At 71.1% G+C, this 23,572-nt stretch carries 21 protein-coding genes; 10 read left to right on the top strand and 11 right to left on the bottom strand.

Translation table 11 applies throughout. The features are described from left to right. Positions 1–23: 23 nt before the first annotated feature. Positions 24–1,796, top strand: a complete 1,773-nt coding sequence (locus ACFZDE_RS23540; protein WP_391202513.1) for an LCP family protein — start codon at positions 24–26, stop codon at positions 1,794–1,796. A 225-nt stretch (positions 1,797–2,021) separates the two neighbouring features. After that, positions 2,022–3,680, top strand: a complete 1,659-nt coding sequence (locus ACFZDE_RS23535) for an LCP family protein (RefSeq protein WP_391202510.1) — start codon at positions 2,022–2,024, stop codon at positions 3,678–3,680. 119 nt (positions 3,681–3,799) lie between these two features. On the opposite strand, the gene ACFZDE_RS23530 is transcribed toward ACFZDE_RS23535, so the two are convergent. Beyond that, positions 3,800–4,837, bottom strand: a complete 1,038-nt coding sequence (locus ACFZDE_RS23530; RefSeq protein ID WP_391004622.1) for a glycosyltransferase — start codon at positions 4,835–4,837, stop codon at positions 3,800–3,802. Between the two features lie 246 nt (positions 4,838–5,083). Between ACFZDE_RS23530 and ACFZDE_RS23525 the strand changes: the two genes are divergently transcribed. Further along, positions 5,084–6,445, top strand: a complete 1,362-nt coding sequence (locus ACFZDE_RS23525; RefSeq protein WP_391202507.1) for an LCP family protein — start codon at positions 5,084–5,086, stop codon at positions 6,443–6,445. Between the two features lie 129 nt (positions 6,446–6,574). On the opposite strand, the gene ACFZDE_RS23520 is transcribed toward ACFZDE_RS23525, so the two are convergent. Next, positions 6,575–7,132, bottom strand: a complete 558-nt coding sequence (locus ACFZDE_RS23520) for an acyl-CoA thioesterase (RefSeq protein ID WP_260460539.1) — start codon at positions 7,130–7,132, stop codon at positions 6,575–6,577. Between the two features lie 119 nt (positions 7,133–7,251). On the opposite strand from ACFZDE_RS23520, the gene ACFZDE_RS23515 reads away from it, so the two are divergent. Further along, positions 7,252–8,550 (top strand): LCP family protein, encoded by a 1,299-nt coding sequence (locus tag ACFZDE_RS23515; protein WP_391202504.1) that lies wholly within the window; start codon positions 7,252–7,254, stop codon positions 8,548–8,550. Between the two features lie 59 nt (positions 8,551–8,609). On the opposite strand, the gene ACFZDE_RS23510 is transcribed toward ACFZDE_RS23515, so the two are convergent. Then, on the bottom strand, positions 8,610–8,975 hold the full coding sequence (locus ACFZDE_RS23510; RefSeq protein ID WP_391004615.1) for a four-helix bundle copper-binding protein: 366 nt from the start codon (positions 8,973–8,975) through the stop codon (positions 8,610–8,612). A gap of 176 nt (positions 8,976–9,151) precedes the next feature. Here ACFZDE_RS23510 and ACFZDE_RS23505 point away from each other — a divergent pair, with 176 nt between their 5' ends. Then, positions 9,152–10,357 carry a phospholipase D-like domain-containing protein gene (locus ACFZDE_RS23505; protein WP_391202501.1) on the top strand — a complete coding sequence of 402 codons (1,206 nt, stop codon included), beginning with the start codon at positions 9,152–9,154 and terminating at the stop codon, positions 10,355–10,357. A 54-nt stretch (positions 10,358–10,411) separates the two neighbouring features. Here ACFZDE_RS23505 and ACFZDE_RS23500 read toward each other — a convergent pair whose 3' ends face one another. Then, the gene (locus ACFZDE_RS23500; protein WP_391004611.1) at positions 10,412–11,569 is read right to left on the bottom strand and encodes an acyl-CoA dehydrogenase family protein; all 1,158 of its coding nucleotides are present in this window, start codon (positions 11,567–11,569) and stop codon (positions 10,412–10,414) included. A gap of 188 nt (positions 11,570–11,757) precedes the next feature. Between ACFZDE_RS23500 and ACFZDE_RS23495 the strand changes: the two genes are divergently transcribed. Beyond that, a complete protein-coding gene (locus tag ACFZDE_RS23495) occupies positions 11,758–13,101 on the top strand; it encodes a nucleotide sugar dehydrogenase (protein WP_391004609.1) in 1,344 nt (447 codons plus the stop codon). A 102-nt stretch (positions 13,102–13,203) separates the two neighbouring features. Here the strand turns inward: ACFZDE_RS23495 and ACFZDE_RS23490 are convergent, their stop codons facing one another. Further along, the gene (locus ACFZDE_RS23490; RefSeq protein WP_391202498.1) at positions 13,204–13,710 is read right to left on the bottom strand and encodes a CGNR zinc finger domain-containing protein; all 507 of its coding nucleotides are present in this window, start codon (positions 13,708–13,710) and stop codon (positions 13,204–13,206) included. A 116-nt stretch (positions 13,711–13,826) separates the two neighbouring features. On the opposite strand from ACFZDE_RS23490, the gene ACFZDE_RS23485 reads away from it, so the two are divergent. Next, positions 13,827–14,198 (top strand): VOC family protein, encoded by a 372-nt coding sequence (locus ACFZDE_RS23485; protein WP_391004605.1) that lies wholly within the window; start codon positions 13,827–13,829, stop codon positions 14,196–14,198. Positions 14,199–14,211: 13 nt separating this feature from the next. After that, positions 14,212–14,604: a VOC family protein gene (locus tag ACFZDE_RS23480; protein ID WP_391202496.1), complete on the top strand. Its 393-nt coding sequence runs from the start codon at positions 14,212–14,214 to the stop codon at positions 14,602–14,604. Positions 14,605–14,638: 34 nt separating this feature from the next. On the opposite strand, the gene ACFZDE_RS23475 is transcribed toward ACFZDE_RS23480, so the two are convergent. From ACFZDE_RS23475 to ACFZDE_RS23460, 4 genes are all read right to left on the bottom strand, one after another. Beyond that, the gene (locus tag ACFZDE_RS23475; protein WP_391202493.1) at positions 14,639–15,775 is read right to left on the bottom strand and encodes a membrane dipeptidase; all 1,137 of its coding nucleotides are present in this window, start codon (positions 15,773–15,775) and stop codon (positions 14,639–14,641) included. Positions 15,776–15,964: 189 nt separating this feature from the next. Further along, entirely contained in the window at positions 15,965–17,152 is a 1,188-nt protein-coding gene (locus ACFZDE_RS23470) for a membrane dipeptidase (RefSeq protein ID WP_391202490.1), read from the bottom strand. A 5-nt stretch (positions 17,153–17,157) separates the two neighbouring features. Then, positions 17,158–17,685: a 5-(carboxyamino)imidazole ribonucleotide mutase gene (purE, locus tag ACFZDE_RS23465; protein ID WP_391004597.1), complete on the bottom strand. Its 528-nt coding sequence runs from the start codon at positions 17,683–17,685 to the stop codon at positions 17,158–17,160. Next, on the bottom strand, positions 17,682–18,821 hold the full coding sequence (locus ACFZDE_RS23460; protein WP_391004595.1) for a 5-(carboxyamino)imidazole ribonucleotide synthase: 1,140 nt from the start codon (positions 18,819–18,821) through the stop codon (positions 17,682–17,684). The genes purE and ACFZDE_RS23460 overlap by 4 nt, the downstream gene beginning before the upstream one ends. Before the next feature lie 163 nt (positions 18,822–18,984). Between ACFZDE_RS23460 and ACFZDE_RS23455 the strand changes: the two genes are divergently transcribed. After that, the gene (locus ACFZDE_RS23455; RefSeq protein WP_391202487.1) at positions 18,985–19,491 is read left to right on the top strand and encodes a GtrA family protein; all 507 of its coding nucleotides are present in this window, start codon (positions 18,985–18,987) and stop codon (positions 19,489–19,491) included. Positions 19,492–19,515: 24 nt separating this feature from the next. On the opposite strand, the gene ACFZDE_RS23450 is transcribed toward ACFZDE_RS23455, so the two are convergent. Next, positions 19,516–20,790: an ATP-binding protein gene (locus tag ACFZDE_RS23450; RefSeq protein WP_391004591.1), complete on the bottom strand. Its 1,275-nt coding sequence runs from the start codon at positions 20,788–20,790 to the stop codon at positions 19,516–19,518. A 28-nt stretch (positions 20,791–20,818) separates the two neighbouring features. Continuing rightward, positions 20,819–21,496: a response regulator transcription factor gene (locus ACFZDE_RS23445; RefSeq protein WP_062927250.1), complete on the bottom strand. Its 678-nt coding sequence runs from the start codon at positions 21,494–21,496 to the stop codon at positions 20,819–20,821. 513 nt (positions 21,497–22,009) lie between these two features. Here ACFZDE_RS23445 and ACFZDE_RS23440 point away from each other — a divergent pair. Continuing rightward, positions 22,010–23,515 (top strand): oligopeptide:H+ symporter, encoded by a 1,506-nt coding sequence (locus ACFZDE_RS23440; protein WP_391202483.1) that lies wholly within the window; start codon positions 22,010–22,012, stop codon positions 23,513–23,515. The last annotated feature ends 57 nt before the right edge of the window (positions 23,516–23,572 follow it).

Here is a 23,572-nt window from a genome sequence, read left to right as displayed (position 1 = left end):
CCCGACGGAGGAATCAGGCAACCGTGGACGCGCAAGGCCGTGGGCGGGCGGACGACATCGACCCCGCAGACCAGTGGGTACTCAACCCGAACACCGGCGAATACGAACTGCGACTGGCCCCTTCCGCAGCGCAGTCGGCCGTGCCCGGGCCCCGTGGTTCCGGTGGCCGTGGCGCGTCCGGCCGGGGCGGTACGACCGGCCAGGGCGGCGCTGCCCGTACCGGCCGGACGGCTCCCGCGCGGCGTTCCGGTGGTGCGGCCGCGGCCGAGGCTCCGTCCCCGCGCCGACGCACCGGCACCGCCCCGTCCGAGGCGGCCGCGGGGCGCCGCGGGCGCCGTCCGGCGCCGAAGAAGGCGAAGGGCAAGAAGGTCCTGATGTGGACCGGCGGCACGCTGGCCTTCGTCCTGATCGGGGCGAGCGGTGCCGCGTACCTCTACTACGAGCACCTCAACAACAACATCACGTCCGTCTCCGACGACGGCGCCGGCACCGGCGGGTTCAGCAAGGACCGCGCGATCAACATCCTGCTGATCGGCACCGACAAGCGCACCGGCAAGGGCAACGAGGGCTACGGCGACAAGAACAGCGCCGGGCACGCCGACACCACGCTCGTCCTGCACGTGTCCAAGGACCGGTCGAACGCCACGGTGCTCAGCATCCCGCGCGACCTGATCACCGACATCCCGGACTGCCCGACGACGCAGGAGGACGGCTCGGAGAAGGTCATCCCGGGCCAGCAGCGCACCCGCTTCAACAACAGCCTCGGGCAGGAGGAGCGGACGCCGAGCTGCACCATGCGCACGATCACCGAGCTGACCGGGCTGAAGATGGACCACTTCATGGTGGCCGACTTCAACGCGGTCAAGACGCTGACCAGCGCGGTGGGCGGGGTCGAGGTCTGCCTGGCCAAGGACATCAAGGACCCCGACTCCAAGCTCGACCTGCCCAAGGGCGAGCACACGATCGAGGGCGAGGAGGCCCTGGCCTTCGTCCGGACGCGGCACTCCGTGGGCTTCGGCGGCGACCTGAGCCGGATCGAGCTGCAACAGCAGTTCCTGGGCTCGATGCTGCGCAAGCTGAAGTCCAACGACACCCTCACCAGCCCACCGAAGATGATCAAGCTGGCGGAGGCGGGCACCAAGGCGCTGACCGTCGACGACCAGATCAGCACGATCAAGAAGCTGGCCGATCTCGGGGCGGAACTGGGCAAGTTCGACACGAAGAACCTCACCTTCGCCACCGTGCCGGTGATCGACAACCCCGCGGAGAAGGTCAAGGCCACGGTGGTCCTGAAGGAGCCGCAGGCCCAGCAGCTGTTCGCGATGGTCCGCGACGACGTCTCGCTGACCGAGGTGAAGAAGGAGAAGAAGAAGGAGAAGGCAGCCGAGGCCGCCCGGCTGAAGGGCAGCAAGGCGCCCGCCTCCGAGGTGCGGGTGCGCATCCTCAACGGCGGTGCCGACGCCGGCAGCGCCCAGGAGACCCTCAGCTGGCTTCAGGTCCAGCAGGGCGTGACCCGCTCCGAGAACGCGGGCAACGCCGAGCGGCCGCTGGCGAAGACCACGCTGGAGTACGCGCCCGACCAGGCGGACCAGGCCCGCCGGCTCGCCGCGATCATGGGCCTGTCCGGCGCCGCGATGAAGCCGGGCGAGAGTGTCACCAACTCCCAGGGCGTCCCCGCGATGACGCTCACCCTCGGCAAGGACTTCGAGGGTGCGGGCGTGCCGCTCACGACTCCGGCGAAGGTGCCGGAGGACGTGCAGAAGGCCACGGCCGACAAGGTCGAGTGCGCAAAGTGACCTGAGCCCCCCGTTCTGCGTCTCACAGGGGGACGGAGCATGCCCGGACGAATCGGCCGGGTGTACATCCGACCGGGCATGTCAGTGGTCCAACCAGGAGCGGGGACGACCGTGCTCCGGCGAGCGGCGGGGAATCCCGCGGTCCGCACGGACACGGGTCATCCGTGATCCGAACACGACTCGGGGCAATCCCGTGGGTCGGCCGTAGGGGTGGGAGGCAGGGGTATGGCGCAGAGTGACGTGCGCGGAGGCAGCACACGGCGCGATTCGGGCGGCCTCGCCCAGGACGAGCGTCCGGGGACGGCGGCGCCCGCCGGGGGCGGAAGCGAGAGTGGCGAGGGCGGCGGCCACGGCCGTCGGCGCGGACGGCGGCGCGGGGGCGGCCGCCGGATATTGCGCTGGTCCGCGATCGTGCTGTCGCTCCTGATACTCGGGACGGCCGGCGCCGGATACCTCTACTACCGCCACCTCAACGGCAACATCGACAAGGGCAAGCGCAACGCGGGCGAGTCCGACGTCAAGAAGACCGGGCCCAACGCGGCCGGCCAGACCCCGCTCAACATCCTGCTGATCGGCTCCGACAGCCGGAACTCCGCGGCGAACGTCAAGCTCGGCGGCGGCCGGGACAACGTCGGCAACAAGCCCCTGGCGGACGTGCAGATGCTCCTGCACGTCTCGGCGGACCGCGAGAGCGCATCCGTGGTGAGCATTCCGCGGGACACCCGGGTGGACATCCCGAAGTGCGTCGACCCCGACACCGGCGAGACCTACCCGGCCAAGAACACGATCATCAACGAGACCCTCCAGCGCGGCGGCCCGGGCTGCACGCTCGCCACCTGGCAGAACCTGACCGGCGTGTACATCGACCACTGGATGATGGTCGACTTCGCCGGAGTGGTGGACATGGCCGACGCCATCGGCGGTGTCCCGGTCTGCGTCAACCAGAACGTGTGGGACCGGCCGCTGCCCGGCCAGCGCGGCGGCTCCGGACTCAAGCTGAAGGCCGGCACGCACAAGGTGCAGGGCGAGGAGGCGTTGCAGTGGCTGCGCACCCGGCACGCCTGGGGCAGTGACCCGCTGCGCGCCAAGGCGCAGCACATGTACATGAACGCGATGATCCGGACGCTGAAGCAGCAGAACGTCTTCACCGACACCGGCCGTCTGATGGGCCTGGCCGAGGCGGGCACCAAGGCGCTCAAGGTGTCCGAGGAGATCGGCACGGTCAAGGAGCTGTACGACGTCGGCATGCAGCTGAAGTCGGTCCCGACCAAGCGCATCACGATGACGACGATGCCGTGGATCGAGGACCCGCTGGACCGCAACCACCTCGTGCCCAAGCCCGAGGACGCCGACTCGATGTGGGCGATGCTCCGCGACGACGTCCCCTTCGACAAGGCCGGCAAGGCGCGCACCGCGGCAGCGGGTCCGTCCCCGGCGTCGGTGCAGGCCACGGGGCCCGCCGCCGCACCGGCCGCCGGGCTTTCGGTCACCGTCGTCAACGGAACGGCCAGTGACGAGCAGGCCGCCGTTCCGCAGCGGGCCGCCGCGATCGCGGCCGCACTCCAGCAGGAGGGCTTCACCCGGGCCGTCGCCTCCGGGCAGCAGGACCCGCACGCGCGGACCCAGGTGACGTACCCGAAGAGCACCGGGGAGCAGGGCCGGGCCAACGCCCTGTCGGTGGCGGAGGCGGTCGGCGTGCCGAGCAGCCAGGTGCGGGCCACGGACGACGTGACCACCACCCTGACCATCGGCAGCGACTGGCGCGAGGGCACCACCTACCCGAAGCAGAAGGCTCCCCGGGCGGGCGACCTGCCCGACTCCGCGGACGCGCTGAGCGCGGACAAGAAGGAGTGCATGGACGTGTACCGGCCTTACCGGTGGTGATCACGCCCGCCGTGTGAACAGCGGGGCCCGGTCATGGCGCCGGGCGGCATCGCCCCGTACGCCGTGGGCCCCTTTCCCGGGCGGGAAAGGGGCCCACGGTCACCTCACGTCCGCTCCGGTCAGCCCGCGGCGGCGTCCGCGCGCACCGCGGGGCGCCGGGAGGCGATGACCTTCCGCGCCAGCGCCCGCGGGCTGGTCAGGAAGCCCCAGCCCCACGACATGTGCATCGTGGCCAGCGCCACCGGGATCTGCAGCCGCGCCTTCAGCGGCAGGCCCTTGCCCGCCGGGAGCGAGCCGAGCAGGATCGCCGCGAGATAGCCGCCGGGCACGACGAAGCCCCACGGCGTCAGCAGGGCGCCCACCAGGACCCCGGCCCCGATCGCGCACACGGCGGTCGGCGGGGCGAGGTAGCGCAGGTTGATCGAGCCCTCGTGGAAGCGGGCGACCACGTGCCGCCAGCGGCCGTAGTCCTTGTACTGCTTGGCCAGCGCCTTCACGCTCGGCCGCGGCCGGTACGACACCTTCAGCTCGGGCGAGAACCAGATCAGCCCGCCGGCCTCACGGATGCGGAAGTTCAGCTCCCAGTCCTGGGCGCGGATGAACTCCACGTTGTAGCCGCCCTGCCGCTCCAGCGCCTCGCGCCGGAACACCCCCAGGTAGACGGTCTCGGCCGGGCCGGCCTGGCCGCCGGTGTGGAAGGCGGCGTTGCCGACCCCGATCTTCGAGGTCATCGCGGCGGCGACCGCGTGCTCCCAGTCGTTCTCGCCCTCGGCGTGCATGATGCCGCCGACGTTCTGCGCGCCGGTCTCCTCCAGGAGCCGTACGGCGGTCGCGATGTAGTTCGGCGAGAGCATGCCGTGGCCGTCGACGCGGACGACGATCGGATGCCGGGAGGCGTTGATCGCCGCGTTCAGCGCCGCGGGCGTACGGCCGGTGGGGTTGGGGACGGTGTGTACGCGCGGGTCGTTTGCCACGAGTTCGGCGGCGATCTCGTCCGTGCGGTCCGTGGACGGACCGAGGGCGATCACGACCTCCATCTCGCCGGCGTACTCCTGCGCGAGGATCGCTTGGACTGCTCCCCGCAGATGCCGTTCCTCGTTGAGGACGGGCATGATCACGGAAACGGCGGGGAGCCGCACGTCGGGATTGGCGTTCATAGGAGCCTCACGTTACCGCGAACGGGGGACAGCGGTGCGCGCCGCCGGGGCGGTGGCGCGGGCCGCAGATCGTATCGGCCTACGGTTTCACGGATCCCACGTACGGCCGTCGTCCGGAGGTGCCCCATGCCCACGCCGCCGCGGTCCCCTCGGTCTACCGCCGCTCCCCGCCGCCGCCCGCACCCGCCCGCCCCCCGCCGCGCTCCGCGCCGGCCCGCGCCGCCCGCGCGGCGGCCGCGCTGGGCCATGCGGGCGGTCACCACGCTGTCCGTGGTGGTGCTCGCCTCCGCCGGGATCGGGCACGCGGTCATGACCAGCCTGGACGCGGACATCACCCGGGTCGATCCCTTCAAGGACATGAAGAACCGCCCGCAGGCCGGACACGGTATGAACGTCCTGCTGGTCGGCACCGACGGCCGCGAGAAGATCAGCAAGGAGGAGCGCCGCAAGTACCGGCTGGGCGGCGCACCGTGCCACTGCACCGACACGATCATGATCGTGCACATCTCCGAGGACCGGGAACGCGCCAGTGTGGTGAGCCTGCCGCGCGACTCGTACGCGGTGACGCCGGAGCATGTCGACCGGGTGTCGGGCAAGCGGCACCAGGGGCATCCGCTCAAGCTGAACGCCGCGTACGCCGAGGGCGGGCCGCAGCTGACCGTGCGCACGGTCGAGAGCATGACAAAGGTGAAGATCGACCACTATCTGGAGGTCGACTTCACCAGTTTCATGAAGACGGTGGACGTGGTCGGGGGCGTGCGGATCTGCACCGCCGATCCCCTCAAGGACAGCTACACCGGGCTGAACCTGCCGGCCGGGCGGCACACCCTCGGCGGCGGGCAGGCGCTGCAGTTCGTCCGCGCCCGCCATGTCGACGGCGCGTCCGACCTGGGCCGCATGAAGCGGCAGCAGCGTTTCATGGCGGCCCTCGTGGACCGGCTGACCTCGTCCGGGATCCTCCTCAACCCGATGAAGTTCCGGGACGTGACCCGGGCGGTGCTCGGCTCGGTACGGGCCGACAAGGGCTTCGGCACGGACGAGATGCTGGACCTGGGCCGCGCCATGCGGAACTTCTCCCCTTCCTCCTCCGAGTTCACCACCGTCCCCATCGGGCGGATGGGGTACGCCGTGAAGGGTGTCGGCTCGACGCTGAAATGGGACCCGGTGAAGTCGGAGCGGCTCTTCCACGCCCTGCGCGAGGACCAGCCGCTCTCCGTGCACCGCTCGCGCGGCGCGGCGCGGGTCGTCGCGGTCGCCCCGCAGCAGATCCGCGTCCAGGTGGAGAACGGCACCCGCACCCCCGGCCTCGGCCGCCGCGTGGACGCCGCCCTGGCCTCGACGGGCTTCCGCACGACCCACGCCCCCGTGAACTCCGCCACCCGTGACGTCAAACGCACGATCGTCGCCTACGACCCCCGCTGGGACCGCTCGGCCAAGTCCCTGGCAACGGCCCTCCCGGGCAGCGAACTCCGCCCGGTCAAGGGCCTCGGCGCCACCCTGAAGGTCATCGCGGGCCCGGACTTCGAGAAAGTCCAGAAAGTCCGCGCCGAGGACCCGGGCCAGGGCGAGTTCGGGGTGGTCCGGGGGGACGAGGTGGCCTGCGGCTAGGGACACACGCCCCAGGGCCGCATGCCCCAGGGGCGCGGGGAACTGCGCGACCAGCCCCGACGCACCCGAGGCCGGCACCCAAGGAGGCGCGCGGCCTCGGCCCAGGCCCCGCCGGTCAGGCCCCGCCGGTCAGTCCTCGATGCCCTCCGCCGCTCGCTTCTCGCGGAGGTCCATGATGGCTCGGCGGCGGGCCAGGCGGTGGGTTCGGCGGATCTGGGCCTCCTGGTAGCGGCGCTTGTCGCGCTCGGTCTCCGGGAGGACCGGGGGGACCCGGCGGGGCTTGCCGTCGGCGTCGACCGCGGCGAAGACGAGGTAGGCCGAGCCGACCTGGGTGGCCGGGGCGGACTCGTTCCAGCGTTCGGCCAGGACCCGGACGCCGACCTCCATGGAGGTCCGGCCGGTCCAGTTGACCTGGGCCTTCACGTGCACCAGGTCACCCACGCGGACCGGCTCCAGGAACGCCATCTCGTCCATGGACGCGGTGACCGCCGGCCCGCCGGAGTGCCGTCCCGCCACGGCCCCGGCCGCGTCGTCGACCAGCTTCATGATCACCCCACCGTGCACGGTCCCCAGAAGGTTCGTGTCGTTGTGGGTCATGATGTGGCTGAGGGTCGTACGGGACGCCGAAGTCGGCTTGCCCGGGATATCCGTACTGCCGGAATCCGCAGCTGGGGCCTGGTCTGTCATGGCCCCCACCTTATGCCGAGGCGGTATGAGGGGGATTTGTGTCAGCTTCGCCACAGCCGTGCTCTGATTTTCCGACGACTCTTGTATGGGCCACTACGCGGACCTGCACACTGGGGCGCATGAATGACTGGCCCGAGGGATTCACCGGCGACAACCGCGGCAACCGCTACGGACGCGGCAGCTCGAGCGCACAGCCCGAGAGCGCCCGTGTCATGCGGCAGGTCCGCCGCGGCCCGGCGGCATCGCCCGGGCAGGCGGGATACGGCGGCGCCCCGCCGTACGGCGGCGGAGTGCCGCAGCAGCCGTCGTACGTGGACGGCGGCGGCCACGGCCCCGCCGACTACGACAGCGGCTACAACACCGGCCAGGTCTACGGCTCCCCCGGCGGCAGGGGCCCCGGCGGCCCGGGCGACGGCATGTACGAGCCGCGCCCCGCCCCGAACTGGCGCCGCCGCATCAAGGTGACGGCCATCACGCTGGTGACCCTGCTGGTGGTGACGAGCGTCGGCACATACTTCTGGGCCGACTCCAAACTCAACCGCGACGTCGACCTGTCGAAGGTCATCGACCGCCCGGAGGCGGGCGAGGGCACGAACTACCTGATCGTCGGCTCCGACAGCCGCAAGGGCATGTCGGCCGAGGAGAAGAAGAAGCTGCACACCGGGTCCGCCGAGGGCAAGCGCACGGACTCGATGATGATCCTGCACACCGGCGGCGGCGCCCCGACCCTGATCTCGCTGCCCCGCGACTCCAACGTCACGATCCCGTCGTTCAAGGGCTCCGACTCCGGCAAGCTCTACCCGAACACCGGCCGCCAGACGAAGCTGAACGCGGCCTACGCCGAGGACGGCCCGGAGCTGCTGGTGCGCACGGTGGAGGCCAACACGGGCCTGCACATCGACCACTACGTGGAGATCGGCTTCGCCGGTTTCGCCAACATCGTGGACGCGGTCGGCGGCGTCGAGATGGACATCCCACAGGACATCAAGGACACCAAATCCGGCGCGGACCTCAAGAAGGGCAAGCAGACGCTCAACGGCGAGCAGGCCCTCGCCTTCGTCCGCACCCGCTACGCGCTCGCCGGTTCCGACCTGGACCGGACGAAGAACCAGCAGAAGTTCCTCTCGGCCCTGGCCAACCAGGTCGCCACCCCGGGCACGGTCCTCAACCCCTTCAAGCTGTACCCGACCATGAGCGCGGGCCTGGACACCCTCGTGGTCGACAAGGACATGAGCCTGTTCGACCTGGCCTCCATGTTCTGGGCGATGAAGGGCGTCAGCGGCGGCGAGGGCAAGTCGATGAACATGCCGATCGCGGGCAACACCGCCAACGGCAACCTCCAGTGGGACACCGCGAAGGTGAAGACGCTGGTGAACCAGCTGAAGAACGACGAGACGGTCACCGTCTCCGGCAACTGAGCGGCCAGGCACCACGAAGGGGCACCCGGTCGGGTGCCCCCTTCGCCGTGCGGCGCTTCTCACATCGAGGCGCCCGACATCGAGCGACAGCTCTCGGCGCAGCGGCGACACGCCTCGGCGCAGCGCATCATCTGCGCGTCGTCCGGCATGGACATACACGCCTCGGCGCACATGTCACAGGCGCGGGCGCACATCGCGCACATCTCGGCCATGAGCGGCGAGCGGCGCATCATCATGTCGGCGCACAGGCGCGTCATCTCGGCGCAGTCCATGACCGCGCGCATGATCTGCATCTGGGCGGTGCCGCCCATCTGCAGGCAGGAGCTCATGGTCTCCTCGCACACGCTGTGGCAGGTCATGCAGGTCTGGACGCAGTCCTGCATCTCCTTGCTGAGCGGGGTGGTGGTGGCGGGCTGCTGGGTCATGACGTCCTCCAGGGGGTGGCGGGCGCCGCGGTTCGGCACCCGCACCTCTCGTCCTACGCCTGTGGCCCCATGAGCACCACAGGACGGACCTTCTCCGTGTGCGGCGCACCGTCCGGTTGTGAGGCTCGACGCACCGGCCCCTGCGTGAAACCGGCCGGAGCGGCAAAACGACGTGCGTGACAGTGCAGACGTACGACGAGACGCGCGCTCCGGAGCCGAGAGGTCCCGAGGAGCAGAAGCAGCGGCTGCGCAGACGGCTGGAGCGGCTGATCGGCATCGCGGCGACCGAGGGCAACGAGCTGGTGCCGTTGCGCAACGGCGACGAGATCTTCCCGGCGATGCTGGCGGCCATCCGGGCCGCTGAGCACACCGTCGACATGATGACGTTCGTGTACTGGCGTGGCGAGGTCGCCCACGAGTTCGCCGCGGCCCTGGCCGAGCGGGCCCGCGCGGGGGTCCGGGTGCGGCTGCTGCTGGACGGCTTCGGGGCGAAGGAGATAGAGCGGGACCTGCTGGACGCCATGGACGAGGCGGGCGTCCAGGTGGCCTGGTTCCGCCGGCCCCTGCGTCTGTCGCCGATGCGGCAGAACCACCGCTGCCACCGCAAGGTGCTGGTCACCGACGAGCACACCGCCTTCACCGGTGGCGTGGGCATCGCGGAGGAGTGGGCCGGAGACGCGCGCAACCCGGACGAGTGGCGCGACACCCATGTAAGGGTCCGCGGCCCGGCCGTGGACGGCATCGCCGCGGCTTTCGCCCAGAACTGGGCCGAGTGCCACGACGACCTCTACGACGACCACGACCGCTTCACCGCCCAGGAGCAGCCGGGCCGGGCCACGGTCCAGGTCGTGCGGGGCTCGGCCTCCTTCGGCTGGCAGGACATGCAGACGGTCCTGCGGGTCCTGATCACCTCGGCGCAGGACCGCCTGCGGCTGGCCACGGCCTACTTCGCCCCCGACGCCTACTTCATCGACCTGCTGGCCGCGGCGGCCCGTCGCGGGGTCCGGGTCGAGATCCTGCTGCCCGGCCCGTACACCGACCAGCGGGCGTGCCTGCTGGCCGGGCGGCAGCACTACCAGACGCTGGTGGACGCCGGTGTGGAGGTGCGGGAGTACCAGCCGACCATGCTCCACACGAAGATCGTCACGGTGGACGGGGTCTGCTCCCTCATCGGCTCCACCAACTTCAACCGCCGCTCCATGGAGCACGACGAGGAGGTCGTGCTGGCCGTCCTCGACGAGGACTTCACCGCGCGGCTCGACGCCGACTTCGACGCCGACCGCGAGCGCAGCGACCCGGTCGACCCGGCCCGCTGGAAGCGGCGCCCCCTGCCAATGCGCCTCGCCGAGGCCGCGGTGACCCCGATCCGGCGGTTCCTGTGAAACACGCCGGCCCCCGGCACGAGCCGGGGGCCGGAAAGTGTCCGCGGGGAGGGGTTACGGCAGGTTCCTCGCCATGACGATGCGCTGGACCTGGTTCGTGCCCTCGTAGATCTGGGTGATCTTGGCGTCGCGCATCATGCGCTCCACCGGGTAGTCGCGGGTGTAGCCGTAGCCACCGAGGAGCTGGACCGCGTCCGTGGTGACCTCCATCGCCACGTCCGAGGCGAAGCACTTGGCGGCGGCGCCCAGGTAGGTGAGGTCGGCGTCGACGCGCTGGGAGGCGGCGGCGGCCTGGTAGGTCAGGGCGCGGGCCGCCGAGATCTTCATGGCCATGTCGGCGAGCATGAACTGGATGCCCTGGAAGTCGGCGATCGGCTTGCCGAACTGCTTGCGCTCCTGGACGTAGCCCTTGGCGTAGTCGAGAGCGCCCTGGGCGATGCCGAGGGCCTGGGCGGCGATGGTGATGCGGGTGTGGTCGAGGGTCTTCATCGCCGTGGCGAAGCCGGTGCCCTCCTCGCCGATCATGCGGTCGGCGGGGATGCGGACGTTGTCGAGGTAGACCTCGCGGGTCGGGGAGCCCTTGATGCCGAGCTTCTTCTCCGGGGCACCGAAGGAGACACCCTCGTCGGACTTCTCCACGACGAAGGCCGAGATGCCCTTGGAGCGCTTGGTGGGGTCGGTGACGGCCATCACCGTGTAGTACTCGGACTCGCCGGCGTTGGTGATCCAGCGCTTCACGCCGTTGAGGATCCAGTGGTCGCCGTCGCGGACGGCCTTGGTCTTCATGCCGGCCGCGTCGGAGCCGGCGTCCGGCTCGGAGAGGCAGTAGGAGAACATGCCGTCGCCCTTGGCGAGCGGGGTCATGTACCTCTTCTTCAGGTCCTCGGAGCCGGAGAGGATCACCGGCAGGGAGCCCAGCTTGTTCACCGCCGGGATGAGGGAGGAGGAGGCGCAGACCCGGGCGACCTCCTCGATCACTATGACGGTGGCCAGCGCGTCCGCGCCGGAGCCGCCGTACTCCTCGGGTACGTGCACGGCGTGCAGGTCGTTCGCGACCAGCGCCTGGAGGGCCTCGCGCGGGAAGCGGGCCTCCTCGTCCACCGCGGCGGCGTGCGGCGCGATCTTCGCCTCGGCCAGGGAGCGGACGGCGTCACGGAGCATGTCGTGCTCCTCGGACGGGCGGTACAGGTCGAAGTCAGCCGATCCGGCCAAGGTCTCTCACGCTCCAAAACGCTGCGATGCTGACGCTAACTACCGTTAAGTAATCAAAAGTTTATGGCGTCGCCCACGGGAGTGATACGTGAGCTAGGCGACAGGGGAGAAGTTGCCCAGTGAAGCGGACTGCCATGCCCCGGCTATGCTCGGGCGCGCACCGCATGCCGTAGACCCCTGGAGTACCCATGGCCCTGAAGATCACCGTGATCGGCACCGGTTATCTCGGCGCGACACACGCGGCGGCCATGGCCGAGCTGGGTTTCGAGGTGCTCGCCCTCGACGTGGTGCGCGAGAAGATCGAGAAGCTGGAGCGCGCCGAGGCGCCGATGTACGAGCCGGGTCTCGAGGAGCTGCTGCGCAAGCATGTGGCCGGCATCGAGGGGTCCAGCGGGCGGCTGCGCTTCACCCAGGACTGGGCGGAGATCGGCGCGTTCGGCGATGTGCACTTCGTCTGTGTGAACACCCCGCAGCGGCACGGCGAGTACGCCTGCGACATGAGCTACGTCGACGCCGCGATGGCCTCGCTCGCCCCGCATCTGCACCGTCCGGCGCTGGTGGTCGGCAAGTCGACCGTGCCGGTCGGCTCGGCGGACCGTCTGGCTGCCTACCTGGCCGCGCACGCCCCCGCCGGTCAGGACGCCGAGCTGGCGTGGAACCCGGAGTTCCTGCGCGAGGGCTTCGCCGTCGACGACACGCTGCACCCCGACCGTCTCGTGGTGGGTGTGCGCTCCGAGCGGGCCGAGAAGCTGCTGCGGGAGGTGTACGCGACGCCGATCGCGGAGGGTTCGCCGTTCGTGGTGACCGACTTCCCGACCTCGGAGCTGGTGAAGACCTCCGCGAACTCCTTCCTCGCCACGAAGATCTCGTTCATCAACGCGATGGCGGAGGTGTGCGAGGCCGCGGGCGGTGACGTCGCCAAGCTGGCGGAGGCCATCGGTTACGACGACCGGATCGGCCGGAAGTTCCTGCGGGCCGGGATCGGCTTCGGCGGCGGGTGTCTGCCGAAGGACATCCGGGCGTTCATGGCGCGCGCCGGTGAGCTGGGCGCGGACCAGGCGCTGACGTTCCTGCGGGAGATCGACTCGATCAACATGCGCCAGCGCGGGCAGATGGTGGAGCTGGCCCGGCAGGCGCTGGGCGGCGGGCCGTTCCTGGGCAAGCGGGTGGCGGTGCTGGGTGCGACGTTCAAGCCGGACTCGGACGACGTGCGGGACTCGCCCGCGCTCAACGTGGCCGGGCAGATCCACCTCCAGGGCGGCCAGGTCACGGTCTACGACCCCAAGGGCATGGACAACGCCCGCGAGGTGTTCCCGACGCTCGGCTACGCCGGCTCGGCGCTGGACGCCGTGCGCGGGGCCGACATCGTGCTGCATCTGACGGAGTGGCGGGAGTTTCGCGAGCTGGACGCCGAGGCGCTCGGCGAGGTCGCGGCGGCGCGGGTCATCCTGGACGGCCGCAACGCCCTGGACCCGGAGCTGTGGCGCAAGGCCGGCTGGACGTACCGGGCGATGGGCCGCCCGAGGGCCTGAGTGCGAGGCGCGTCGACGGGACGACGCCGGTTCGGCCGAGGCTCAGTCGGCCGAACCGGCGTCTTCGTGCATTCTGCACCACCGGGCTGTGCGGCGGGGTGGCTACACCTCCTTGGCCCGGTAGCGGCGCATCTTCGCGCGGGCTCCGCAGACCTGCATGGAGCACCAGCGGCCGCGGCCTGCCGGGCTGCGGTCGTAGTAGGCCCAGTGGCAGTCGCCGGCCTCGCACGCCTTGAGGCGGGTCCAGGTGCCGGCGACCAGGGCCTCGGCGACGGCGGCGGCCACGCGCGCGTGCAGGGTGCGGCCGTCGGTGGGGGCGAGGGCGGCGGAGCCGTCCGTCGTGTCGACGGTGACGACGAGGGGGGCACCGGCCAGGAGGTCGCCGAGCGGGCGGACCTCGTGGTGCGGTGGGTGGCCGGCATGGGCGAGGAGGACCGCGCGCAGTGACTCGCGCAGGGTGCGGGCCGGGCCGGTCTCCTCGGGGGTGATGCCGAAGCGCGCCCTGCCCTCCGCCGAGTCCAGCGCGTCGGCGCCCGACTCGATGTCGAGCGTGTTCACCAGGGCCTCGACCAGGGCCAGGCCGCCGGGCGCGGGCACTCTCTCCGTCATGGCTGGACCGTACCTCTCGCGATTCCCCTTGCGAGGTTACCCCCAATGGGGGACCATGCAGTAACGGTTACCGGTTGCCCGCGTCTGTGGGTAACGCCGACTTCGAGGAGGAAGTCATGGCTCTCGCCAAGCTGGGTGTCGTCGTCCTGGACTGTCCCGACCCGCGCGCCCTGGCCGGCTTCTACGCCGAGGTGCTCGGCGGCACGCCGACGGTGGAGACCGACGGGGACGACGTGTGGGTCGACCTGAAGGTGCCCGGCGGCACACCGCTGGCCTTCCAGGCCTCCCCCGGGTACGTACCGCCGCGGTGGCCGTCCGAGGACGGCTCGCAGCAGTTCCACCTGGACCTCGTGGTGGACGACCTGGACACCGCCGAGAAGGGCGTTCTGGCGCTCGGCGCGAAGGCGCTGGACGCCGAGGACCGGGAGCGGACCTTCCGGGTTTACGCCGACCCGGCAGGGCACCCGTTCTGCCTCTGCGCCTGCTGACACCGGAGGTCCCATGTCCGCCGTGGCACGTTTCCGTTCCGTGGTCCTCGACTGCCCCGACCCGCGCGAGCTGGCCCGCTTCTACGCCCAGGTCGGCGGCGGCACACCGGAGGAGGAGGACGCCGACTGGGTGGTGCTGCGCATCCCCGGCGGGCCCCGTCTCTCCTTCCAGCGCTCCCCCGGCCACACGCCGCCGGAGTGGCCGCGGGCCGACCGCAACGCCCAGCAGTTCCACCTCGACTTCGACGGCGGGGCGACCTGGGAGGAGATCGACGCGGCGGAGGAGCGGGTGCTGGCGCTGGGCGCGCGGGTGCTGGACAAGGAGGACTTCGAGAAGAAGGACTTCCGTGTCTACGCCGACCCGGCCGGCCACCCGTTCTGCCTGTGCCGGATCGAGCACGGCTGACCGGGGCGGCCCGGCCCGTCCGGTCGCGGGTCGCTCACCCGTCCAGCTCCGAGATCGTCGCCGTGGACGGCTCGCGGCGCTGCTGGGCGGAGCGGGCCGTGAAGTCGGCGCCGCGCAGGACGCGCTGGACGTTGCCCCAGGTCAGCAGCGCCACGTCCGGCTCCTCCCAGCCGCGTCTGAGCAGCTCGGCGACCAGGCGCGGGTAGCAGGAGGTGTCGCCGAGTTCCTGCGGGTGCGCGGCTCCGGAGTCGTACGTGCCGGACAGTCCGACACAGTGCGCTCCGGCCACGGCGCGGATGTGGTCGAGGTGGTCGGCGACGTCGCGGACGGTCGGGCCGGTCTGCTCGGCGGTCAGCGGCACCAGGCACAGCCCCTTGGCCGCGCCGAGCTCCGCCAGCAGGTCGTCGGGGAGGTTGACCGGGTGGGGGCGCAGACTCCGGGCCGCCGAGCGGCTGCACAGCACGGGGGCCCGGGACAGGCTCAGCACGCGCCGCAGGGTCTGGGTGGAGGCGCCGGAGAGGTCCGCGATCACGCCGAGGCGGTTCATCTCACGCACCACCTCCTCGCCGAACCGGGTCAGGCCCGCCTCGCTCGCCCAGGACACGCCGGTCAGCGTGAGGACGCGCAGACCGAGCAGGTGCAGCTGGCGCAGGATGCCGATCGAGTCGCCCAGGGCGGAGGCTCCGGCGGGGCCGAGGAGCACCGCGACCCGGCCGCAGTTGCGGGCGTCCGCGACCTGCCCGGCCGTGCAGGCCGGCCGCAGCCCCTCCTCACAGGTCCGCACGACGGTCTTCGCCAGGTCCAGCTGCTCCAGGGTGGCGCCGACGGCCCGGTCGCCGTCCAGGCCCTCGGGCAGGTGCAACGACCAGAACAGCGCGCCCACATGGCCGCTGCGCAGCCGGGGTACGTCCGTGTCGACCGTGCTCTCGCCCTCCTCCAGGTCGTACCAGGACAGGCGCTTGAGCGCCCAGGGCAGGCCGTTGTAGCCGTCGGCGACGGGGTGGGCGGCGAGGATCGCGCGCGCCCGGGTCATGGGCGCGTCGTCCGGGTCGGAGACGGGCTCGTAGGACTCCGCCGTGACGACGCCCTCGTCCGGGTACGGCTCGGCCAGTTCGTCGAACTCGCCGGCGGCCGCGGCGGCGGTGCGCAGGTCGTCCTGGAGGTCTGCCATGGCGGCTCCGTACGGTCGTTCGTGAGGTACGGTCACCGTCGCACGGAGCGGGGAGTGGTTCCTGGTGGGCGGGGCGTTCGGAGTACGGCCCGGGACTCGCGGGCGGGCGCCGCTCGACGAGATGCGTGACCGCTGTCTCAGGTACGTGGGCGGGGCGACCGGCCGCACCGGCCACCCCGCCCCCGACGATCAGCCGGCCGGCCCGTCCAGTGACTCGATCGTGGCGTTGGACGGTGACCGCGTCGCCTGAAGTCCCCGGGCGACGTCCTGCGCCGCGTCCAGCACCCGCACCGCGTTCTTCCAGGTCAGCTTGGCCAGATCGGCCTTGGACCAGCCGCGGTCGAGGAGTTCGGCGAGGAGGTTGGGGTAGCCGGAGACGTCGGAGAGGCCGTCGGGGGTGAAGGCCGTGCCGTCGTAGTCGCCGCCGATGCCGAGGTGGTCGACACCGGCGACCTCGCGCATGTGGTCCAGGTGGTCGGCGACCGTCGACACCGTCGCGACCGGGCGCGGGTGCCGCTCCTCGAACGCGCGGTGGACCTTCATGGCCTCCGGGGTGGTGTCGAGGTGGTGGAAGCCGTGGGCGCGCATGTTCTCGTCGGCCGCGGCCGTCCAGTCCACGGCCGCCTGGAGCACGAACTTCGGCACGAACGTCACCATCGCCATACCGCCGTTGGCGGGCAGCCGCTGAAGGACGTCGTCGGGCACGTTGCGCGGGTGGTCGCACACGGCCCGGGCGGAGGAGTGGGAGAAGATCACGGGGGCGGAGCTCGTGTCGAGCGCGTCCCGCATGGTCGTCGCCGCCACGTGGGAGAGGTCGACGAGCATGCCGAGCCGGTTCATCTCCCGGACGACCTCACGGCCGAACGCGGTCAGGCCACCGGCCCTCGGTTCGTCGGTCGCGGAGTCCGCCCAGGCGACGTTGTCGTTGTGGGTGAGGGTCATGTACCGCACACCGAGGCCGTACAGGCCGCGCAGGGTGCCCAGGGAGCCCGCGATGGAGTGGCCGCCCTCCGCTCCCATGAGGGAGGCGATCCGGCCCTCCCGGCGCGCGGCCTCCATGTCGGCGGCGGTGAGCGCGGGGCGCAGGTCCCCGGGGTGGCGGGTCAGCAACTGCCGTACGCAGTCGATCTGTTCGAGGGTGGCGGCGACCGGGTCGGGCGCGTCCGTGCGGACGTACACCGACCAGTACTGGGCGCCGACCCCGCCCGCGCGCAGCCGGGGGATGTCGGTGTGCAGATGGGCGCTCTGGTCGGTGGCGATGTCGCGGGCGTCGAGGTCGTAGCGGACCTGTGCGCGCAGCGCCCACGGCAGGTCGTTGTGGCCGTCGACGACCGGGAACTCGCGCAGGAGTTCCCGGGCTGCCTCCTCGGAGGTCATCGTCGTCACTTCCCCGCGCCGAAGCCGAATCCGCCCGCGCCCTCGACCTTGGCGCGCAGGCGCTTGCCCTTCTCGGTGGCCTGGTCGTTCAGCTCCTGCTGGAAGTCGCGCATCCGGCCGCGCAGTTCCTCGTCGTGGGCGGCGAGGATGCGGGCGGCGAGCAGCCCGGCGTTGCGGGCACCGGCGACGGAGACCGTGGCGACGGGGACACCGGCCGGCATCTGCACGATGGACAGCAGGCTGTCCATGCCGTCGAGGTACTTCAGCGGCACGGGCACGCCGATGACGGGCAGCGGGGTCACGGAGGCGAGCATGCCGGGCAGGTGGGCGGCGCCGCCCGCCCCGGCGATGATCACCTTGAGCCCGCGGCCGTCGGCCTGCTCGCCGTAGGCGACCATCTCGCGCGGCATGCGGTGCGCGGAGACGACGTCGACCTCGTAGGCGATCTCGAACTCGTCGAGGGCCTTGGCGGCGGCCTCCATGACGGGCCAGTCGGAGTCCGACCCCATGACGATGCCAACAACAGGGCTCATTCGGTGATGGTGCCTCTCAGGTAGCCGGCAGCGTGACGGGCGCGCTCCAGCACGTCGTCCAGGTCGTCGCCGTAGGTGTTGACGTGTCCGACCTTGCGGCCGGGCTTCACGTCCTTGCCGTACATGTGGATCTTGAGCTGGGGGTCGCGGGCCATGCAGTGCAGGTACGCGGAGTACATGTCCGGGTAGTCGCCGCCGAGGACGTTGACCATGACCGTCCACGCGGCGCGCGGGCGCGGGTCGCCCAGGGGCAGGTCCAGGACCGCGCGGACGTGGTTGGCGAACTGGCTGGTGACGGCGCCGTCCATCGACCAGTGGCCGGAGTTGTGCGGGCGCATCGCGAGTTCGTTGACGAGGATGCGACCGTCGCGGGTCTGGAACAGCTCGACCGCGAGGTGCCCGACGACGCCGAGCTCCTTGGCGATCTTCAGCGCCATCTCGGAGGCCGCCAGGGCGAGGGACTCGTCGAGGTCGGGGGCCGGGGCGATGACGGTGTCGCAGACGCCGTCGACCTGCCGGGACTCGACCACCGGGTAGGCCACGGCCTGGCCGTGCGGTGAGCGGACCACGTTGGCGGCGAGCTCGCGCAGGAAGTCGACCTTCTCCTCGGCGAGCACCGGGACACCGGCCTTGAACGGCTCGGCGGCCTCCTCGGCGGAGTCGACGACCCACACGCCCTTGCCGTCGTAGCCGCCGCGGACGGTCTTGAGGACGACCGGGAATCCGTCGCCCTCGGCCGCGAAGGCGGCCACGTCCCGCGGGTCGGTCACGATCCGGTGCCGGGGGCAGGGGACGCCGATCGCGTCGAGCTTCGCGCGCATCACCCCCTTGTCCTGGGCGTGCACGAGCGCGTCGGGGCCGGGGCGCACGGGGATGCCGTCCGCCTCCAGGGCCCGGAGGTGCTCGGTGGGCACGTGTTCGTGATCGAAGGTGATCACATCGCACCCACGGGCGAACTCGCGCAGCGTGTCGAGATCGCGATGGTCGCCGACGACGACATCGCTCACGACCTGCGCAGCGGAGTCCTGCGGGGTGTCACTGAGGAGCTTGAACCTGATGCCCAGCGGGATGCCCGCCTCGTGTGTCATACGAGCGAGCTGGCCACCGCCGACCATGCCGACTACGGGGAACGTCACTCCCTCAGGGTATCGGCCGCGCCAGGGTGGCCGGTTTCCTGTCCCTCCCCGGGGCCTCGCGGACCTTCTCCGGCGGTCCACCGGTATCCGCAGGAAGATCGCGCGGGAGGGTGGTTAGCATGGCTGGGTTGACGCCGACGACCGGACGGGGGCCTGTACGACCATGGGACATGGTGCCTCTCGGCTCCGGCGGATCGTCCGCGAAGTCGCCAAGTTCGGCGCGGTGGGCGGCGCGGGAGTGCTGGTCAACCTCGCTGTCTTCAACCTGGTGCGGCACACCACCGACCTCCAGGTGGTGCGCGCGAGCGTGATCGCGACCGTCGTCGCGATCGTCTTCAACTACGTCGGCTTCCGCTACTTCACGTACCGCGACCGCGACAAGAGTGGCCGTACCCGTGAGATGACTCTCTTCCTGCTGTTCAGCGCGATCGGCCTGGTCATCGAGAACGGCGTCCTGTACGCGGCCACCTACGGTTTCGGCTGGAACACCCCGCTGCAGAACAACGTCTTCAAGTTCCTGGGCATCGGCATCGCGACCCTGTTCCGCTTCTGGTCCTACCGCTCCTGGGTCTTCCGGACACTGCCCGCCCGCGAGACGGCGGCCGCCCCGGCCCCGGTGCTGCGCGGCGAGCCGGCCGTCCCCGCGAAGGCGAAGCAGCAGGTGCCGTAGCCGCCCTCCAGGTCCGGCCCGGTCTCAGCGGACCGTCGGTTCCTCGTCGCCCTCGGCCCTGGACAGGGGGGTGCGGGACAGGAACAGGCCGAAGATCGGGGGCTTGGTCTGGAGCATCTCCAGGCGGCCTCCGTCGGCCTCCGCCAGGTCGCGGGCCACGGCCAGGCCGATGCCCGTGGAGTTGCGGCCGCTGATCGCCCGCTCGAAGATCCGGGCGCCGAGGTCGGCGGGAATGCCGGGGCCTTCGTCCGTGACCTCGATGACCGCCTGGTTGCCGGTGACGCGGGTGCGCAGGGCCACCGTGCCGCCGCCGTGCATGAGGGAGTTCTCGATCAGCGCGGCCAGCACCTGCGCGACCGCGCCGGGCGTGCCCACCGCGCGCAGGTGCCGTTTGCCGGAGCTGACGATCGCCCGGCCCGCGCTGCGGTACGCCGGGCGCCACTCCGCGAGCTGCTGCTGGATGACCTCGTCGAGGTCGAAGGAGACGGCGGAGCCGGTGCGCGGATCGCGGGAGTTCGTCAGCAGCCGCTCCACGACGTCCGTGAGCCGCTCGACCTGCGTCAGCGCGATCGTCGCCTCCTCCTTCACCGTGTCCAGGTCGTCGGTGAGGGTGATCTCCTCCAGCCGCATCGACAGGGCGGTGAGCGGAGTGCGCAGCTGGTGGGAGGCGTCGGCGGCCAGACGGCGTTCGGCGGTGAGCATGCGGGCGATGCGCTCGGCGGAGCCGTCCAGCACGTCCGCCACCCGGTCCAGCTCGGGCACCCCGTACCGCTTGTGCCGGGGCCGTGGATCGCCCGAGCCGAGCCGCTCGGCCGTCTCCGCGAGGTCGGTCAGCGGCGACGCCAGCCGGTTCGCCTGGCGGACGGCCAGCAGGACCGCGGCCACGACCGCGAGCAGCGCGACCAGCGCGATGATCAGCAGGGTGCGGCCGACCTCACGGGTCACCGAGGAGCGCGGCTCCTGGACGGTGACGGTCTCGCCCTCCTCGCCGGGCGCGGTCGCGCTGATGACGTCCCCGGCGGGCTGGGTGCCCACCTCGATGGGCGCCTCCCCGGGGATGCGGATCACGGCGTAGTAGTGGTTCTGCGTGACCTGCTCGCGCAGCACCTCGGCGTCGACCTGCTGCGCCCCGAAGAGCCGGCTGTCGACGATGCTGGCGAGCCGGACGGCCTCGGACTCCACCCGTTCCTGGGCGCTGTTGCTGATCGTCCGGGTCTCGACGATGACGAGGGAGACGCCGAAGACGGCGATCACGACGAGCACCACGGCGAGCGTGGACTGGATCAGTCGGCGACGCATGTCCTGTTACCCGAGCCCGCCTCGCGGCTCAGCTCTTCTCGAAACGGAAACCCACGCCGCGCACGGTGGCGATGTAGCGGGGGTTGGCCGCGTCGTCGCCGAGCTTCTTGCGCAGCCAGGAGATGTGCATGTCGAGGGTCTTGGTCGACGACCACCACGTCGTGTCCCAGACCTCCCGCATCAGCTGGTCGCGGGTGACGACCCGGCCCGCGTCGCGCACCAGCACCCGCAGCAGGTCGAACTCCTTGGCGGTGAGCTGGAGCTCCTCCTCGCCCATCCAGGCGCGGTGCGACTCGACGTCGATGCGCACGCCGTGCGTGGCGGGCGGCTGCTGCGGCTCGGAGGCGCCGCGCCGCAGCAGGGCCCGCACGCGGGCGAGCAGTTCGGCCAGCCGGAACGGCTTGGTGACGTAGTCGTCGGCGCCCGCGTCGAGCCCGACGACGGTGTCCACCTCGTCGGCGCGCGCGGTCAGGATGAGGATCGGGATGGCGTGGCCCTCGCCCCGCAGGCGGCGGGCCACCTCCAGGCCGTCCATGCCGGGCAGGCCGAGGTCGAGCACGACCAGGTCGATGCCGCCCTGCAGTCCGGCGTCGAGAGCGGTGGGTCCGTCCTCGCGGACCTCGACCTCGTAGCCCTCCCGGCGCAGAGCGCGGGCCAGCGGCTCCGAGATGGACGCATCGTCCTCGGCGAGCAGTACACGGGTCATGAGGTGATGGTAGACCTGCGACGCCCTGAGCTGGGGTGTGACCGGAATCCTTGATTCTTACCGCTGTCATACCCGGTTCTTACGAAGCGGGGGTAGGGGCACCGACCCTCCGCCTATGAGGTGAGATCGTAGTAAGGACCTTGGAAACCGGCGTGCGGTTGCGTTGCAACCTGTGATCCGTGTCTCAAGCTCTTCCATATGCGGCGGTGTCCTGCCGTATGGTGATTCAGCGCCTGTAGCACCACGGCGACCTTCGGAGGCATTTGCCCTGAAGGTCTCTTTTGTGTGCGGGCCGGTTCCCGCCGGCCCCGACGGAAACGACCTGTGGCCGGGCCTCGTAGTGCGGCGACGCGCGTAGAGGCGTGGATCCCGGTGGCGACCGCCCACCGCTTCGTGACCCGGAGCGGACCCCCGTAGGCGTCGGGCGGACGGCCGTACCCACCGGTGCCGGCAGCCCCCCACCGGGCGCACCACCGCTGCCGCGGGGCGCGTCCCGAGCAGCAAGGAACGACCATGGCGTCCAGCCTGACGAAGGACTCGGCCCGACCGGGCACCCCCGGTTCCGAGAAGACCTTCTTCGGCCACCCCCGCGGACTGGCCACTCTGTTCATGACCGAGATGTGGGAGCGCTTCTCCTACTACGGCATGAGGGCCCTGCTCCCGCTGTATCTGGTGGCCCCCGGCGGCCTGCACCTTCCCGCGGGCACGGCGACGGCGATCTACGCCGTGTACCTGTCGCTGGTGTACCTGCTCACCCTGCCCGGCGGCTGGTTCGCCGACCGGGTGCTCGGCCCCCGCAAGACGGTCGCCGTCGCGGGCGTGGTCATCATGCTCGGCCACCTGTGCCTGGCGCTGCCCGCCGCCGCGAGCTTCTACGTCGGCCTGGGCCTGGTCGCCATCGGTTCCGGTCTGCTGAAGGCCAACATCTCCACGATGGTCGGCCACCTCTACGACGGCCCGGACGACCCGCGCCGCGACGGTGGCTTCACGGTCTTCTACATCGGCATCAACCTCGGCGCCTTCGTCGCGCCGCTGGTCATCGGCACCGTCGGGGAGAACGTCAACTGGCACCTGGGCTTCGCGCTGGCCGCGCTCGGCATGGCGCTCGGCCTCGTCCAGTTCCTGCTCGGCGGCCGCCACCTGGACGCCAGGAGCAGCGTGGTCCCGACCCCGCTGTCGCCCGCCGAGAAGGCGTCCACCCTGCGCAAGGGCCTGATCTGGCTGGCCATCGCCGTGGTCTTCTACGGCCTGGTCGGCGGCACCGGTCACTTCACCCTGAACTGGGCACTGATCCCGCTGACGCTCCTCGGCCTGCTCGTGCCGATCCTGGTCATCTCCCGCATCCTGCGCGACAAGGACCTGGGCTCCGGCGAGCGGTCGAAGGTGTCGGCGTACATCTGGTTCTTCGTCGCCGCCGCCGTCTTCTGGATGATCTACGACCAGGGCGGCTCGACCCTGTCGCTCTTCGCCAGCGACAAGGCCGACAACACGATCTTCGGCTGGGAGTTCCCGGTCTCCTGGTACCAGTCGGTCAACCCGGTCCTGATCATGGCGCTGGCCCCGGTCTTCGCCTGGCTGTGGCTGTGGCTGAACCGCCGCGGCAAGGAGCCGAGCACCATCGTGAAGTTCGCCTCCGGCCTGGTGCTGGTGGGTGCGTCCTTCTTCCTCTTCCTCGCCCCGCTGTCGATCGCCGAGGGCGGTCACAAGGCCGCGGCGATGTGGCTGGTCGCGATCTACTTCGTGCAGACCGTCGGTGAGCTGACGCTGTCCCCGGTGGGACTGTCGGTGACGACGAAGATGGCTCCGGCGAAGTACGCCTCGCAGATGATGGGCGTCTGGTTCCTCGCGGTCACCGCGGGCGACTCCGTCACCGCGCTGCTGTCCAACCCGGCCGTCGGCGGGGTCAACCTCGACCGGACGGGCTTCGTGGCGCTGGAGGCGGCGCTCGCCGTGGTCGCCGGTTTCGCGGTGTTCATGTACCGCAAGAAGGTCAAGGCCATGATGGGCGACGTCCGCTGATCAGCGCCGTCCGACGTCTGGAGAAGGGCCGCCGCACCCCGGGTGTGGCGGCCCTTC

Source organism: Streptomyces sp. NPDC007929 (assembly GCF_042959065.1).
GTDB lineage: Bacteria > Actinomycetota > Actinomycetes > Streptomycetales > Streptomycetaceae > Streptomyces.
Note: the sequence above shows the minus strand (reverse complement) of the source record. Positions and strands in the feature narration are given on the sequence as shown.